At 67.8% G+C, this 17,252-nt stretch carries 7 protein-coding genes; 3 read left to right on the forward strand and 4 right to left on the reverse strand.

Annotated features, from left to right (window positions below; translation table 11 throughout):
- Positions 1-5: 5 nt before the first annotated feature.
- From V6S85_RS10715 to V6S85_RS10730, 4 genes are all read right to left on the reverse strand, one after another.
- Positions 6-4,124 carry a transglutaminase domain-containing protein gene (locus V6S85_RS10715; RefSeq protein WP_334348932.1) on the reverse strand — a complete coding sequence of 1,373 codons (4,119 nt, stop codon included), beginning with the start codon at positions 4,122-4,124 and terminating at the stop codon, positions 6-8.
- Positions 4,125-4,228: 104 nt separating this feature from the next.
- Positions 4,229-6,787: an Ig-like domain-containing protein gene (locus V6S85_RS10720; RefSeq protein WP_334348933.1), complete on the reverse strand. Its 2,559-nt coding sequence runs from the start codon at positions 6,785-6,787 to the stop codon at positions 4,229-4,231.
- Positions 6,788-7,298: 511 nt separating this feature from the next.
- Positions 7,299-9,905 carry a M14 family zinc carboxypeptidase gene (locus tag V6S85_RS10725; protein ID WP_334348934.1) on the reverse strand — a complete coding sequence of 869 codons (2,607 nt, stop codon included), beginning with the start codon at positions 9,903-9,905 and terminating at the stop codon, positions 7,299-7,301.
- A 26-nt stretch (positions 9,906-9,931) separates the two neighbouring features.
- A complete protein-coding gene (locus V6S85_RS10730) occupies positions 9,932-12,565 on the reverse strand; it encodes a TonB-dependent receptor plug domain-containing protein (protein ID WP_334348935.1) in 2,634 nt (877 codons plus the stop codon).
- Between the two features lie 413 nt (positions 12,566-12,978).
- Between V6S85_RS10730 and V6S85_RS10735 the strand changes: the two genes are divergently transcribed.
- From V6S85_RS10735 to V6S85_RS10745, 3 genes are all read left to right on the forward strand, one after another.
- Positions 12,979-13,902: a fatty acid desaturase gene (locus V6S85_RS10735; RefSeq protein ID WP_334348936.1), complete on the forward strand. Its 924-nt coding sequence runs from the start codon at positions 12,979-12,981 to the stop codon at positions 13,900-13,902.
- Positions 13,899-14,732, forward strand: coding sequence for a phosphate/phosphite/phosphonate ABC transporter substrate-binding protein (locus V6S85_RS10740; protein ID WP_334348937.1), 834 nt, complete (start codon positions 13,899-13,901; stop codon positions 14,730-14,732). Before V6S85_RS10735 ends, V6S85_RS10740 begins: the two co-directional genes overlap by 4 nt.
- Before the next feature lie 236 nt (positions 14,733-14,968).
- Entirely contained in the window at positions 14,969-17,245 is a 2,277-nt protein-coding gene (locus tag V6S85_RS10745; protein ID WP_334348938.1) for a TonB-dependent receptor, read from the forward strand.
- Positions 17,246-17,252 lie beyond the last annotated feature (7 nt).

Genomic DNA, 17,252 nt, shown 5'->3' on the forward strand with positions numbered 1-17,252 from the left:
CCGGATCATGGGCAGATCCCGGCGCGAGGATCCCTCTCGGACACGACGTTGCCAACCGCGTCATAGGTCCTGCATGTCTGAGCGTTAACCCCCGACGGATCGATGGCGGAAGTCTTCGCGTTGCCTTGGGCGTCGTAGCTGGTCTGCGTGACGAGCCCAGTGGGATCCGTAGCTTTGGTCAGCTGTCCGTAGGCGTCGTACTCATAACGCCATGTGGGCCGTCCGCCCGTCACAGCCGGCTGCTCGACCGTCAGCACCTCTCCAAGGCCTGCGCCCGAGGACACATAGGTGATGTCGGTCTGGTGGCCGTTGGCGTCCCTGACCCAGGCGGGCTTGTTCCAGGTCGGGTGATAGCCCGCTTCGGCGACGAGCGCGGCAAGACCCGACCCCAGCTTGGGCGTCTTGGTCAGCTTGATGACGTTGTCACGGTCATCATACTGGAACTGATCGACATCCCCTTCCGGATAGGTGCGAGTGACGACGCGGTGGCGACCGTCATAGTCAGCCAGGCTCAACCGCCCCAGTTCATCGACCAGGCGAACCCTGTCGCCATCCTGGTCGAAGTACGCCGTGAAGCGCCCGCCCAGTGGATCCACACGCTGGCTGCGCACCCCCTCGGCGAAGAAAAACCGATGCGGCGTCAAGCCGTTCTCGATGGCCACGCCGTCCCGGGCCTCACGCACCCTGCCGACAGCGTCATAGGTGTAGGACAGGCTCGGCCGTGCCTGGGCCAGCTGCGAAGCGGAATCGACCGGCGCGTAGATCGTCCCCACGCGCTGGAAAGGCACGGGACGCACGCTGGCGGAACGCGGCGTTGGATTGAGGAGATCGACTCGCGTGGCCTGCCCTGCGGCGTTCACGACCGGCGAAGCGGTCTGGCCGCCGCTGACAAAGTCCAGGTAACTCAGGGTCGCGGAACGGCCTAGATTGTTGCTGACCCCCGTGACCTTGCCAAAACCGTCGGTCTGGAACGTGTAGGAAACGCCCTTTGGCCAGGTCCAGGTCGTCGGCTTGAAGCCATAGGTGAAGGAGCAGACGTCCGGCGCGTTGTAGTTCGTCTGCCAAGGGGTGAAGGCAAGATCGTCACCACCGCCGCCGCGAACCACGAAGGAAGTGTTCAGCCAGTTCCAACGACGGGTAGGCCACATCGACCCGCATTGGTCCCGGATCTTGTGCACGGCGCCCGACTGCAACAAGCGCGTCGCCGGACTTGTGGGGGCAAACCAGTTCCCGTCCGCCAGCTTGATGAACTGCAGACCGTTCCCAGCGCGGGTTACGGTCGCCACGTTGCCAACCATCTGCCGACGCCACCAGTCCGCCGCGAGGGTCGCGTAGACGTCTTTCTGGAGCTCGCTCAGCGTCGTACTGGCGTAGATGTCCTGCATCGACCAGAACGCCGCCAGGCTGGCTGGAGCGGCTTGGGCCGTGCTCGCCCCCAGCGCCTCGGCGGCGCTGGCCGAAACGCTGAAATGGATCTCCCAGTTGGAGACCCACCCCCCTGCCGTGGGGCCCGTGCAAGGTCCGGTCTGGCCGATGCACGGCGCGCCAGCCTTGTAGGTCAGCTTGTACTCCAGGCCGTAAGGAGCGGCTCCCCCTACGTTTGCGAGGACCGGCGTGGAGTAACCGGCCAGGCCGGACTTCAGATCGACGCCAAGCGCCGCGCTTCGGTCGACGAAGCGATCCTTCAGGACGTCGGCGGCCTTGTTGATGTCATAGGCGCCGATCTTGTCGACTTCCTTACCGGCGCCGCCCTTGGTCAGCCCCGTGTAGTCGACGATCGCGTGAGCGATCTCGAGCACATTGCCGCTGGCGTCGTACTTCGAGGCGACAAGCGCCGCGCCGCGCTGACGAGATTGGTCATAGCCCGTCGGGGTGCAGCCCCAGTACTCGCTGCAAGCCGGCTTCAACTCGGCGCCTATCCGATAGCCAGGACCCAAGAAGGATTCCGACGACGATATGACGTTCTGGAAGCCGGCGGACGTGTAGCGATCAACAGCGGAGGTCAGGCGATCCAGAGCATTGGTCACTGTAATAGCGCTGACATTGGGGTTGGCCTGCGCACAGCCGCTGACGCGCCCCTCGAACTCCATCAGCCCAGGCCACACGCTCGCGGACGCCGCAGCATAGTCATAGAAGCGGCGGGGACCGGCTTGGCAGTCATCCTCGTCGGGTCGGTTGCCCCATCCGAACCGCGCGGCGGTGGAAGCGCCGTCGGGCAGATCCATGGTCTGCTCGACCAAGGCCCCTTCCAGAGTCGCGGCGGTGGCGGCGAAGGCGCGCGACACGGCCTTCGCCCGGTTGGCGTCGTTCGTTTTGCTGGCCACGCTGACCACGGTGTCGATGTCGAGACTGGTCAGCTGATCGACGATGTCCCAGTCGCCGATCTGCGGAACATTATTGACCAGTGTCAGATCGGTTCGCGACTCCACCTTGTAGCGCCAGGCGACCACGCCGATCGAATGGTGATGCTGTGCGGCGACGGCGCCCAACTGGGCATGCATGCCGAGCGCCTTGGATGTCTGAGCCAGCCAGTTCGCAGCGAGTTTCTGCCGCGTCATGTCGCCGGCCGAGCTGCGGAACATGGGATGGCACTTGTATTCCTGACCGTCGGGACATGTGTAAAGACCCTGCTGTCGAGGAAGTAGCTCATCCTCAGCGCGCTCGCCGCCCCATTTGGCCGCTAGCGCGTCGGACGCCTCGCCAAGGCCCGCGACGATGGCCACCGGGACCGTCAGCCCGACGTGCTTCCGGATGGTCTGGTCGGCAAACGTTCCGCCTCCGGAGACGTAGGGGTGGTCGATCGCCAGTTGCAGCACCCCATCGAAGCCAGGAGTGCAGCCATTGGCATAGCCCGGGCATTCGCGACTCCAAGTGGCCAAGGCCACGTCATCGAGCTCAATGGAGACGCGATCCTTGTGATAGCTCGTCAGGCTGTCGTCGAAGCCGGTGTCTATCTCCAGACGACGGCCATAGGCCTCATCCATATAGAGCTGCCGCTCCAAAGGCGCGGGCCCCGTGGCCGGAGGATTCGGGTAGATCCAGAACTCGATACGGACATGCAGCTTCGTGCGGTACTGGTCGGGCAGATCTCCGCTGAAAACCTGTCCGGCGTCGGTGACGACATAGGCCGGCGCTGAAGACCATTGAGACGACCCGACATAGGTTTCCACGTATCCTGGGCGCCCGATCAGAGCGCCCAGATTATCCGTCGCCGCATCCGTCCGGATCGCATTGAGCAGTTGCACGCTGCGCGCGGAAAGCTGCGCGTCGAGTTGCTCGGTGGCGATGTTGCGAATGAAAGGCGCGCCTGATTGGGTTCCCGTCTGCAGGCCGGAAGCTGCGGCCGTGGCCGCAGCCCCCGAACTGAAACCGCCCATGGCCGTCAAGTCGCGGGTCGGCGCGGTCTTGAGAGACTTGAAGCTGGGATCCAGCGTTCGCCAGACCCCGCCGACCTCAACCTCGGCCCAAGCGTGCAGCAGGGTCACCGTTGAGAAGGTCCCGCCGGACGAGCAGTCGGCCGGCGTCGCCTCGGGGAAACTCGCCGGGATGCCGCCGTTGGCCAGGAAGCGGCAAGCGGCCTGGCGGTCGCCGACGCCGGTCCAGTCCGCGAACTGGGCGGCCGTGAGACGGACCTGCCCAACGCGATAGCGTGCGTTGAGGCCAGACTGCCGGGCCAGTTCGACGACCAGCGCGGCCTGGTCGAACGGGGTGCCCGACTTGTCGACGATGACCCCGAGCGGCCCCTTGCTCAGCCCGAAGGTGAAGGCGGTGTCGGCGCTGTTGCGCACGTGCTCGAGGATCAGGTCGGCGATCTTGCCCTGATCGGTCTCGTCGCCTTTCAGCGCTCGAGCCAGTTCCACCACCTCGGGCGGCCGTCCCTCGAACCCGCTGACGCCAGTGAAGCTGGAACTGCGGGTGGTCGCCGCGCCGTAGTAACCGATCGCGGCGCTGGGCGAGACCAGTTCGCCGCGGACGAAGCGCATCGACGGCAGGGTCGTCGTAGCCTGGGCGTAGGCGGTTCCGCCGACGGCCGCCGCAATGGCGAGCGCCAGACCCGAGCCTATCAGGCCGCGCGTCCAGCACGACGAGGACATCCAGAAAGCGCGGGAAGCGAACACGGGCATCGTTGGTCCCTGTGGGATGGAAAGCTTCGAGACAAAGGCGGCGCGGATCGCGCCGAGGCGCCCCGGGCACGAGGCCCCGGGATCGGCGGAGGACGGAGGCGCCGTCACCATTCCGGCGTCCCGAGGTTGCCGGTGATGAAGAAGTTCGCCTGGGCGGTGTGCCCCTGACCGTCCGAGATCGTGTAGGTGACCACGATGGTCCCCGAGACGATGCGGTTGAGCGATATGGTGTTCCCGGTGAAGCTCGCCGTGACGCCGTTGCCCGGCTGGGTGATCGCCACGATGGTCAGCGGATCGCCGTCGGGATCAGAGTCGTTCTGCAACGGCCACAGGGTCACCGGCTGGTCTGCGTAGAAGGTCTCGAAGTCGTTCTCAGCCACCGGCGCACGGTTGGGCGGATTGGCGACGCTGACATTGACCGTGGCCGCGGCGCTGGTTCCGCCGGGACCAGAGGCCGCGAAGGTGAAGCTGTCGGCGCCGTAGGTCCCGGTGTTGGGCGTGTAGGTCACCACCGAGCCCGACAGGCTCAGCGTCCCCTTGGACGGACCGCTCGGGAAGCCGATCGAGCTCCAGACCCCCGACGGCGCCAAGTCGACCGCGCCCGCGGCGTTGTGAGCGGTCGAGATGGACCGGTTCGACACCGAGGGCGCCGGCGGATTGCCGATCGCCACGCTGACCGTGCCAACGCTGCTGCCCCCGCCCGGTCCGCTGGCCTGGAATGTGAAGCTGTCGGCGCCGTAGGCCCCGCCGTTCGGCGTGTAGGTTACGGTCGAGCCCGAAAGGCTCAGCGTGCCCTTCGACGGGGCGTTCGGGAAGCCGATGGAACTCCACACGCCCGACGGCGCCAGATCGGCCGAACCAGACGCCCCGTAACCCGTCGACAGCACCTTGTTCGACACCACCGGCGCCGGCGGATTGCCGATCGTGACGCTGACCGTGCCGACGCTGCTGGTCCCGCCCGGCCCCGAGGCCGTGAAGGTGAAGCTGTCGGACCCGTAGGTGCCGCCGTTGGGCGTATAGGTCACCGTCGAGCCCGACAGGCTCAGCGTTCCCTTCGACGGGGCGTTCGGGAAGCCGATCGAGCTCCACACCCCCGACGGCGCCAGATCGGCCGAACCGGACGCCCCGTAGCCCGTCGACAGCACCTTGTTCGACACCACCGGCGCCGGCGGCAGGCCGACGCTGACGCTGACGCTGGCCGCGGCGCTGGTTCCGCCCGGACCGGAGGCGTTGAAGGTGAAGCTGTCGGCCCCATAGGTTCCGGCGTTGGGCGTATAGGTCACGGTCGAGCCCGACAGGCTCAGCGTGCCCTTGCCCGGCGCCGCCGGAAAGCCGATCGAGCTCCACACGCCCGACGGCGCGAGGTTGACCGCGCCCGCGGCGTTGTAGCCGGTCGAGAGCGACTTGGCCGACACCGTCGGCGCCGGCGGATTGGCGATCGTGACGTTGACCGTGGCCTGACCGCTGGTGCCGCCCGGACCGCTGGCCTGGAAGGTGAAGCTGTCGGCGCCGTAGGCTCCATTGTTGGGCGTGTAGGTCACGGTCGAGCCCGACAGGCTCAACGCGCCCTTGGCCGGACCGGCCGGGAAGCTGATCGAACTCCACACGCCCGACGGCGCCAGATCGACCGCCCCGGCGGCGTTGTAGCCGGCGGACAGCGACTTGTTCCCGACCACCGGCGCGGCGGGATTGGCCACGGTGACGCTGACCGTCGCGGCGCTGCTGGTCCCACCCGGACCGGAAGCCGTGAAGGTGAAGCTGTCGGTCCCGTAGGTTCCGTTGTTGGGCGTATAGGTCACGGTCGAGCCCGACAGGCTCAGCGTTCCCTTGGTCGGCCCGGCGGGGAAGGCGATCGAGCTCCACACGCCGGCTGGCGCCAGATTCACCGAGCCCGCGGCGTTGTAGCCGGTCGAGATCGACTTGGCCGACACCGTCGGCGCGGGCGGGTTGGCGACCGTGACGCTGACCGTGGCGGCGCTGCTGGTTCCCCCCGGTCCCGTGGCGTTGAAGGTGAAGCTGTCGGCGCCGTAAGTTCCGGCGTTGGGCGTATAGGTCACGGTCGAGCCCGACAGGCTCAGCGTGCCCTTGCCCGGCGCCGCCGGGAAGCCGATCGCACTCCACACGCCCGACGGCGCGAGGTCGACCGCGCCCGAGGTGTTGTAGCCGCTCGAGAGCGCCTTGGCCGACACCGTGGGCGCGGCGGGCACGGCCACGGTCACGGAAACCGTCGCCACGCCGCTCGCTCCGCCTGGCCCGGTGGCCCGGAAGGTGAAGCTGTCGGCGCCGTAGGTTCCGGCGTTGGGCGTGTAGGTCACGGTCGAGCCCGCCAGGCTCAGCGTTCCCTTGGCGGGGGCCGCCGGAAAGGTGATCCCGGTCCAGACGCCCGAGGGGGCCAGGTTGACCGAACCCGGCGCTCCATAAGCGGTGGCGATCGACTTGGCCGACACGCCCGGCGCCGGCGGCGTGGCCGTCGTCTGGGTGCGATTGCCGGCCGCGTCATAGCTGTAGGAGACGGCGTCGCCTGCCGAGTAGGTCGCTCCGGTCACTCTACCCAGACCATCATAGGTGTAGGTGACGGTGGATTGCGCATAGGCAAAACCGACGCACGACAAGCACGACCAGAGCGCTGCGATCAGCGCTCGCCCCACAACGCGATTGAACATGTAGCCCCCAGAGACAGGTACAACCCATACCTGCGCCGATACATCCGGCGATTGATCCGAACTTATTGTCAAGCTTGAATGCAACCGATTGGTGATCGGCGGCCACGCATGCTCGCCGCAGTTGGTCAACGGCTCTTGACGGGGGCGGTTTGTGTGCGGTCAGGCCAGCCGCACCACGCCAACAAGCGCCTGCATCGAAACAAGGCCGCGGCGGCCGACAGGGGCTACGACGCCCAGGTCATCATCGACCCGGTCGCTGCCAGCGGTGGAGCCGTCTGCATACCCACCCAGAAGGACCGCAAGGTTCAACGCTCGGCAGACCCCGCCATCTGCAGGGGGTCGAGGGACGCCAGCCTTTCCTGCCGCGAGCCGAGGCCGGAGATCGTCCACGCCATACGAAATTTCGGTGATCCGATCGACCTTCATGCTGACGCGCAGCGCGCCGCCCCGCCCCGCGCCGCGCGCCAGCTTGAAGGGCCCTATCCTCCTGCCTGACCCGCCAGGCCATCGCTCATCGGGCCGACGGCGCCAGCTGGTTGGCGAAGAACAGGCTGTTGAGGAGCAGGCGCTCGGTCCCCAGCCAATACTTGCGGTGGGCCGGATCGTCGGCGAACAGCACCACGTTGCCCTCGCCCGAGCGCGCCACCTGCGCCCAGACCGACCCCGCCGCCTGCTTGCGCAGGGTTTCGGGCAGGTAGCCGTTGACCACAGGCTGGGCGTCGATCCGCACCACGTTCGAGAAGGCGTCCGCCACCGGCGACAGGGTGACGTCGGTCTCCTTGTTCACGAACAGCGCCCGGCGGGTCAGGCCGAAAGCCAGGGGGTGGGTGATGTCGGCGTCGGCCGACAGGGCATTGCCGGCGCTGCGCTTCTCGGCCAGGGCGTCGCGGCGCTGGGCGAAGTCCTGCCGCTCCTCGGCCTTGGCCGCCTCGGGCTCGGCGGCCTTGGGCGGCGGACCGGCCAGGCCCTTGGCCACGGCCCATTTCGAGGCCGCGCCGAAGGTCACCAGCGAGCCGCCGGACTGCACCCAGCGGCGCAGGGCCGCGACCGTGTCCTCGCTCCAGTCGTCGTAGCGACCGCCCGCCAGCACGATGCTGGTGTAGCCGCCCAGGGGGGCGCGACGCAGCTGGGCCGGGTCGAGCTTGGTGGCCGGGAAGCCCAGGCGCTCGCTGAGCGAGAACCAGGTCGAGCCGATCTCGGTGGCGTTGACGCCCTCGCCCATGACCAGGGCGATCCTCGGCGTGCGCAGGGGGCGGACGCTCTCGCTGCCCAGATCGACGCCCGACAGGCTGCGGCCCGAGGCCAGGGCGTAGGCGACGACGCCGGCGTCGCGCGAGGCCTTGTCGACCGCCGCCCGCAGCTCAGCCGCCGCAAGCGACTGGCCGGCCGTGGTCACCACCAGGGTTCCGCGTCCGAACGCCGTCTGGCCGCCCTGCACGCCGGCGGTGAACGGGTCGAACGCCGCGCGCACCTTCACGCCCCGCTGCAGCAGGCTCGACAGCACCTTGGGCGCGTTGAGGTCGCGCCAGTCGACGGCATAGGCGTATGCGGTCTCCCGACCGACCACGCCGCCGACCGCCGCCGGAACCTGCGTCACCGCCGCGCCGAGCGCAGGCGTCTTGGACAGGCGGCCGACAGCCAGGTTGTAGGCCGGCGCGATGGCGTAGGAGGTGCTGCCGTAGACGCCGCCCTTGGTCGGCGGCGTCGGCTCGAAGATCGAGTGGACGAGGCGGAACTGCGGCTGGGCCGAGGGCACGATCCAGGCGCTGCCCGGCGCGTAGGCCTGGCCGTCGATGGTCACCGGCGCGGCCAGGGCGTGGACCTCGATCCCATGCTGGAGCAGCAGGTCGAGGGTCTGCCGCGACAGGCCGGGATCGGCCGGATCGCCAAACACGAAGGCTCCGTACTTGTAGCGCCGCCCCTCCTCCACCGCCGTGCGGAAGGTGTCGCGCTGCAGCTTGAACAGCCCCTCGCGCTCGGCCACCGCGCCGCGCACCGAGGCCAGGCCCGTGGCCACCTGGTTGCGGATCGTGAACGGAAACTCGACCTTGCCGCCGGCCGCGTCCTGCACGAGGCCGCGCGAACTGGCCTGCTCGACCGTAACCCCGACGCCGCCATGGAAGTCGGGATAGGTCGAGCCGTAGACGGCCGAGAAGTTGTCGTAGTTTTCGCCGGTGTAGTAGAGCGAGCCCAGGTCATCGAGCGACTTGGCGTGGTACCTGGCCAGCACTTTGTTGAACTCGTACGAGGCCTTGGGCAGCAGCGGGCTTTCCATGCTGGCCGGCGACGGCTCGAAATAATAGGTGCTGCCCGTCCCCATCTCGTGGAAGTCGATCTGCACGTTGGGCAGCCAGCGGTGGAAGACTTTCAGCTTGGCCCGGGTCTCGGCCTGGGTGATGGCCAGCCAGTCGCGGTTGAGGTCGGTGAAGTAGTGGTTGGTGCGCCCCATCGGGAACGCCTCGACATGCTCCTTGTCGAGCGGGTCGGAGACCGGCGGGTTGCTCTTCCAGGCATTGTGCCAGTTGGCGGCGCGGTCGCGGCCGTCGGGGTTCTGGACGGGATCGATCAGGATCACGGCCTTGTCCAGCCACTCGGTCACCTCGGCCGAACGGCCGGCGACCAGGTAATAGGCCGTCAGCAGCGCGGCCTCGCCGCTGGAGGTCTCGTTGCCGTGGACGCCGTAATAGAGGCCGACCACCACCGGGGTCTTGGCCGGGTCGGGCTGCGGCGCCGACGGATCGGCCAGTGCGGCGTGGGCCTTGCGCAGCTCCTCCAGGCGGCCCTGGTTGGCCGGCGAGGTGACGATCACCGCCAGCAGCGGACGGCCCTCGTAGGTACGGCCGATCTCCTCGACCGTGATCCGGTCGGAGAGCCGGTCGAGTTCCTTCAGATAGGCCACGACCTGATCGTGGCGGGTATACTGCGAGCCGATCGAATAGCCGAGGAAGGCCTCCGGAGTCGGGATCGCGGGGTCGAGGTCGGCCGAGGCCGCCTGCGGGAAATAGTAGCCGATCGGCGCGGCCAGGGCGGCCGGCGCCGCGACAAGGGTCGCGCCGGCCACGGCGGCGGCGAGGAGCGCCGCAGGGGCGGCGCTCCGGATCCAGGACTTGATGGACATGATGTTTCTACTCGGTCGGAGGACGCTTACAGGCGGTAGTCGAAGCCGACTTGGAAGTAGCGGCCACGCAGGTCGTACTGGCTGAAGTCGTACGGTGCGCGGATGCCGGGGAAGTTGGCGTCATGCGGCGGCGCCTCGTCGAAGACGTTCTCGACCTTGGCGTAGATCGTCACCTTCTTGAAGCCCGACCAGCCGACATAGAGATCGACCTGGTCGTAGGCGTCGACGCGGCTCTGGCCGGCGACGGTCGGGATCAGGTCGTAGCCGCTGGTGTGGTACCAGGTCAGGTTGGCGTCGAGGTCGGAGATCCTCCAGCCCAGGCGCGTGGTGGCCTTGTCGGCCGGCAGCACCGGGCCGCGGTTGTTGCCCGCGTAGTTGACCAGGGCGCCGCCCGGCGTGACCGGCCGGCGATAGTCGAAGACGTGGGTATAGGCGGTCGACACCGTGAAGTCGCCGTAGGCCTCCGTGCTCAGCTTCTGGCCCAGTTCGATGTCCAGGCCCGAGGTCGTGAGCTCGGTGAGGTTCTGGTAGCGGTTGTAGACGGCCACCAGCTTGCCGCGGGAATCCCGGATCACGTCGGCGGGGTTGTTGCCCTGGACGATCGAGGTGGTGTTGCCCGTGCCCACCAGGTTGCTGAGCTTGATCTTGTACCAGTCGATGCTGATCAGGCTGCCGCGCAGCGGGGTGAACACCGCGCCAACGTTGAACGAGCGCGTACGCTCGGGGTCGAGGTCGGTATTGCCGACCGTGAAGAAGGTCGGGCTCTGGCGCGAACCGGGCAGGTCCGGATCGTAGGGATCGACCACCGTGCCGTAGGAGATGTTGGTCGAAGCCGAGTTCTCCGACAGCGACGGGGCGCGGAAGCCGCGCGAGGCCGAGGCCCGCAGGGTCACCTTGTCGCTCGGACGCCAGCGCACCCCGGCCTTGGGCGAGAAGGCGCTGCCGAAGTCGCTGTAGTGGTCGCCGCGGCCGGCCACCTGCAACTCCAGGGTCGACAGGATCGGGACGTTGGCCTCGACATAGCCGGCGACCACCTCGCGCTCGCCGTCGACGGCGGCGATGGCCGGACGGACCTGAAGGCCCGCGTCGATCTGCCAGGGATTGCGCGAGACCAGGGACTCGTTGCGGTACTCCACGCCCGCCGCGTAGCCGACCGGACCGGCCGGCAGCTGGAACAGCTCGCCGGAGACCTTGAAGTCGGCGCCGTACAGCTCCGACTTGGCCGGACGCACGGTGCTGAGGCGGATGGCGTCCAGCACGGCCTTGGGGGTGTCTTCCGGCTGGTGCAGGTTCAGCGTTCCGTTGGCCAGGGCGTCGGCCAGGGCCCAGCGGTTGGCGAAGCCGGCCGCGACCGTCTCGCGCTCGTCGCTGGCCGAGGCGAAGGCGGCGAACTCCCAGTCGAACCGCTCGTTCTTGCCGCGCACGCCGCCGACCACGCGATAGGCCTTGGAGACGTTGGTCTTCAGCGATTGGCCCAGGTCGAAGAAGGTGTACTCGATCGGCACGGCCACGCCGTAGGGGTTGTAGGGGTTGCCCGCCGGCAGCAGGTTCGAGACCGGCTCGGCCAGGCCCGTGGCGGCGTTCAGCGCGAAGCGGCCGCCCTCCAGGGTGAAGTACGGGCTGGAGCCGAAGATCGAGGCGCCCTTGATGTAGCTGTAGACCGCCTCGCCGAAGAGCTCGACGTTGTCGGTCACGCGGTACGTGCCGCTGACATAGCCCTGGTAGCGGTCGGTCGACGGGATCAGCGTGGTGTAGGGCGACAGGTTGATGGCGCAGGTCTCGCCGGCCAGGCCGTCGATCGGCGCGCTGGCGGTGCGGACCATGCCGGTCGGGCAGTTGCCGGCCGCGTCGAGGAACGGAACCGACGCGCCATTGACCAGGAAGCGGGCGCCCTTGGCGCTCCAGCCGTTCCAGCGGCCGCCGGGCTGGCCGCTATAGATGCCCGACTTGGTCAGGTCGCGCTCGTCCTGGTCGAGGCGGTCGCGGGTGTAGGCCTCGACACTGAACAGCACGTTGAAGCGGTCCTCGTCGAGATCGCCGAAGCCGCCGACCAGCTTGCCGCGCCAGGTGTCGAGGCCGCCCTCGCCCGACGTGCCGTAGGTGGCGCCGCCCTCGAGGCCCTGGAAGTTCTGGCGAGTGATGATGTTGACCACGCCGGCCACGGCGTCGGAGCCGTAGATGGCCGAAGCGCCGTCCTTCAGCACTTCCATGCGCTGCACGGCCACCAGAGGCAGGGCATTCAGGTTGACGAAGGTGTCCGACAGGCCGTTGGACGGGAAGCCGTAGTTGGCGACGCGGCGGCCGTTCAGCAGCACCAGGGTATTCTTCTGCGACAGACCGCGCAGGCCGATGCCGGCCGAGCCCGAGGCCCAGCCGCTGTTGCTGGTCTCGTTGGTCGAGTTGCCGGTGTTGGCCGAGATCGAGCGCAGCAGGTCGGCGACCGTCACCTTGCCCGAGGTCTTCACCTCCTCGATGCCGATCACCTGCACCGGGTTGAAGCCCTTGGCGGAGGCGCCGCGGATGTTGGTGCCGGTGACGACCAGCTCGTCGACCGCCGTCGAGGAGGAGTCGGCGGGCGCGTTCGCGGCCTGGGCCTGGACGAAGGTCGGGATGGCGGCGGAAGCGAGGAGCGCGGCGAGCGCGAGCGTCGACTTGGACATGAACGGTAAGCCCCAGAAACAAACAGTGGGGCCGCCTTAAGGCCGCTCGTGGCGCTTATCGCTCCAGTTTTTCTATCGTCGGAGTGAGGTTCAATTCGACACCGGTAGTCGAAACAAACTCATTTCGACCAAGGACTTGTTTCAAATTTCCTCATTTTGAGGGCTCGCGCGCCAACACCGCGAAACGCTCAGCATATATATTTCTACTTGTTTTATAGGATTTTAGCTCGCCACGCGTGGAAGGCGCGACGTCTTCACGGCGACGCGGCCCTCCTCGCCAAGGCGGCTTCGCGTCCGCCGGGCCTGAACGCATCGCCAGAAAAACTCCCTCGACCCAATTCCTACTCAATTTGTAGATTTTTGACATCACACCCCGGCAGGCGCGCCTGCCCACTTCGTTGGAAGTCGCATAGATGTCGTCGGCGCCCCGACCCGATTCACCCCCACTCTCGAGCCGTCTCGAAGTTCCCACCCTGATCCTCTGGGCCGTCATCCATGGCGGCTGGATCATGCTCACCCTGGCCAGCGCCAAGATCCCGACGCCGCTGCTGGCGGCGCTGGGCGGCTGGATCCTGGCCTGGCACGGCTCGTTCCAGCACGAGGCGATCCACGGCCACCCCACCCCGTGGCGACGGGTCAACGACGCCCTGGCCTCCGCGCCGCTGTCGCTGTGGCTGCCCTACCCGCTCTATCGCCGCACGCACCTGGCCCACCACGCCACCCACGACCTGACGAGCCCCGAGCACGATCCGGAGTCGCGCTACCTGCCGCCTTCGGCCTCGCGCTGGGCGCGGGTCTCGGCCTTCGCCGGATCGACCCTGGCGGGCCGGCTGCTGCTGGGCCCGCCGATCGAGATCGCGACATTCCTCGTCCGGGAGGCCCGGAGCCTGGCGTCGCCTCGCGCGGCGGCGGCCCGCCGGATCTGGGCGACGCACCTGGCGTTGGTCGCCGTCGTGCTGGCCTGGCTGCATTTCGCCTGCGGCCTCTCGCTCGGCCGCTATCTGCTGTGCTTCGTCTATCCGGGCGCGGCCCTGTCGCTGATCCGCTCGTTCGCCGAACATCGCGCCCACCGCCTCCACGACCGGCGCGTGGCCGTGGTCGAGAACGCGCCCGTGCTAGGCCTGCTGTTTCTCAACAACAACCTGCACGCCGCCCATCACGACAGTCCCGGCACGCCCTGGTACCGCCTGCCCGGCCGCTACGTCCGCGAGCGCGCCCGCCTGCTCTCGTCCAACGGCGGGCTCGTCTACGACGGCTATGGCGAGATCTTCCGTCGATACCTGCTGACCCCGCACGACCACGCCGACCACGGCAAGGCGCTGGAGACCTCGTCATGACCATCGCCCGTCGCCACCGCCCCGTGGCCGCCGTCGCCGCCCTGCCGATGTACGACCTGCCCGAACTGCGCGAGGCCAACGACCAACTGTGGTCGGCCATCGCCAGGCGGTTGAAGGCACGCGGCGTACGGGCGCCGGCGCGCCTCAGCCGCGACGAGCCGCTCGAGGACGTCTGGCGCAATCCCGACCTGCTGCTGGCCCAGACCTGCGGCTACCCGCTGGCCAAGCAACTGAAAGGCGCGGTGCGGGTGCTCGCCACGCCGCGCTACCGCGCCGCCGGCTGCGACGGCGCCCTGCACCGCAGCGCCATACTGGTGCGCGCCGAGGATCCGGCCGCCAACCTGGCGGACCTGCGCGGCCAACGCTGCGCGCTCAACGACCCGGCCTCCAACACCGGCATGAACCTGCTTCGGGCCGAGATCGCTCCCCTGGCCGGCGGCGAGCGGTTCTTCAGGTCCGTGGTGCTCACCGGGGCCCATGTGGCCAGCGCCCAAGCCGTGATCGACGGCGACGCGGACGTGGCGGCGGTCGACTGCGTCACCTGGGCCCACATCCAGCGTCATCGCCCCACGCTCGCCGGCGGCCTGCGCGTACTGGCCTGGACGGCCGCGACTCCCGGCCTGCCGCTGATCGCCTCGGCGGCGCTGCCGGCGTCCGTTCACGCCACGACCCTGGCCGTGCTGGACGAGGTCGCGACCGACCCGGCCCTGCGATCGGCTCGCCAGGCCCTGCTGCTGGACGGCTTCGACCTGCTGCCGGCCGCCCACTACCGCGCCGTCGTGCATCTGGAGGATCTCGCTCGCGGCCTTGCCTATCCGAAGCTGCATTGAGGCGGCGAACCGGCGCTCATAACCTTCATTCGAATTATTCAGATTTACGCACTCAAACCGGCAATACAGACATCGAAATATGCCGCCTTGTTTTAGAACAAGAAATAAAGACGCAATTTCAATATTCAGAAAACCTCAAAGCGAAGGGCAAGAAACCTAGGTTTCATTCACTCCGCCAACCACGCCCTTGACGCCCCGACCACCGCCGCGCCTGTCGGCCACTCTCTCGGGGCATCATGCACAGCTTCATTCCGTCGCCGGCCTTTCGCATCCGCCTGTTCGCGGCGACCGCCCTCGCCACGCTCTCGACCGCCGCCGCCCACGCCGCGCCGAACCCGTCTTCGCCCGACGCCGCCGACGGCAAGGTCGAGGAGGTGATCGTCACCGCCCAGAAGCGGTCGGAGAACCTGCAAAACACGCCGATCGCCATCACGGCCCTGGCCGGCGAAGCCATCGAGCAGCAGAAGATCGCCACCTTCCGCGACCTGGCCGGCCGCGTGCCGGGCCTGCTGGCGCCGCGCCGCTCCACGGCCTACACCACCCAACAGTATTCGATCCGCGGCATCGGCGAGATCGACACCTATCCCGAGCCCTCGGTCGCCGTTTACGTCGACGACGTCTACCTGGCGCGCACCGTCGGCTCGCTCTACGACACCCCCGACCTGGAGCGGGTGGAGGTGCTGCGCGGACCGCAGGGCACGCTCTACGGCCGCAATTCCAGCGCCGGCGCCATCCGCTTCATCACCAAGGAGCCGACCGCCCAGCGCAGCGGCGAGGTCGGCCTGGCGCTCGGAAGCTACGACAACCTCGACTTCAAGGCCCGTATCAACGGCGCGATCCTGGCGAACGACAAGCTGAACGGCTCGCTGTCGGTGATCCGCCACACCCGCGACGGCTGGCAGCACAGCGTGCCGCTGAACAAGGACGTCAACGACCTCGACCTGACCGTCCTGCGCGGCAAGCTGTTCTCGCAGCTGACGGAGAACACCAGCATCGGCTTTTCGGCCGACGGCATGTGGGACCGCTCCAGCCAGAGCTACTACACGCCGGTGAACCAGCCCGACGGCCAGGTCGGCGGAAACGGCAAGACCGATCCGGACCTGACCTGGTCTGACACCCTGCCCTACAACAGGACCACGGTTTACGGCGCCTCGCTGACCATCAAGCATCGCCTGACCGACAATCTGAGCCTGAAGTCGGTGACCGCCGTGCGCGGCATGCACGGCCCGATCTACTACGACAACGACGGCGTCACCCAGATCAAGGGCGACAGCTACGCCGGCTTCGACCAGCACTATCGGACGCAGGAGTTCAACCTGAACGGCGAGTACGATCGCCTGAACTTCGTCGCCGGCGTCTATTACTTCTACGAATATTTCCACAATCACCGGCTCAGCCAGTCCGCCGGCAGCCCAAGCGACAACGTCGGCACGGTCACCCACACCAACAACTACCTGCGCACCGAAAGCTGGGCCGTTTTCGGCCAGGTGAACTACAAGCTGACGCAGCGCCTGACCGCGACGCTGGGCGGCCGCTACACCGAGGACCGTCGGCGCTTCGACAATTTCGGCCAGCAGAAATCCAACACCGCCCTGCACGACCCGCAGGAGTGGAACTACGACCCCTGGCAGTTCGAGAAGCTGTACGGGCCCTACACCACCAATTTCGACGTCCATGCGCCGTGGACCAGCTTCGACAGCTTCACGCCGAAGCTTGGCCTGCAGTTCCAGTGGACGCCCGACGTTCTGGTCTACGGCTCCTATTCGCAGGGCTTCAAGAGCGGCGGTTACGACCTGCGCACCAACACCGTGGTCGGTTCGCTGACCCCCTACCTGCCGCAGACGACCAGCACCTACGAGCTGGGAATCAAGACCCGCTGGCTGGACGGCGCGCTGACGGCGAACCTGGCGGCCTTCTACAACGACATCGAGGACTTCCAGGTCCGGGCCACGGCGACGGCGGCCCTGGGCAACGTCGTCAACCAGCTGATCAACGCCGGCGACGCCCACTCGCAGGGCGTCGAGGTGGAGCTGGCGACCGCGCCGATCGAGGGCCTGCGCCTGTCGGCCACGGCCGCCTATCTGGAGACCGCCTACGACACCTTCACCGCCACCCTGCCCAACAACGTGGCGGGCCGGAAGACGCTGGTGGGTCTCGATTTCCCCTACGCCCCGCGCTGGCAGCTGGGCTTCTCGGCCAACTATCGCCTGCCGCTCGACACGCCGGGCGCATGGCGGGTCGGCGCCGACGCCCAGTACGAGTCCCGCCGCTACGTCGACATCTACAACACCGCCCAGACCCAGGTGCGGCCGCAGACCTTCGTCAACGCGACGGTCAACTATACGGCCGACGACGAAGGGTGGACCGCCGGCGTGCAGGTCAAGAACCTCTTCGACCTGCGGCGCGGCCAGGCCGGCGGCTATTCACCCAGCAACGCCGGGACCTCGCCCCTCTACTACCGCGCCTACAACGAGCCGCGGATGGTCAACCTCTACGTCAATCGCAAGTTCTAGGAGGCCG

It is taken from the genome of Caulobacter sp. CCNWLW153 (genome assembly GCF_036889365.1).
Classification (GTDB): Bacteria; Pseudomonadota; Alphaproteobacteria; order Caulobacterales; family Caulobacteraceae; genus Caulobacter; species Caulobacter radicis.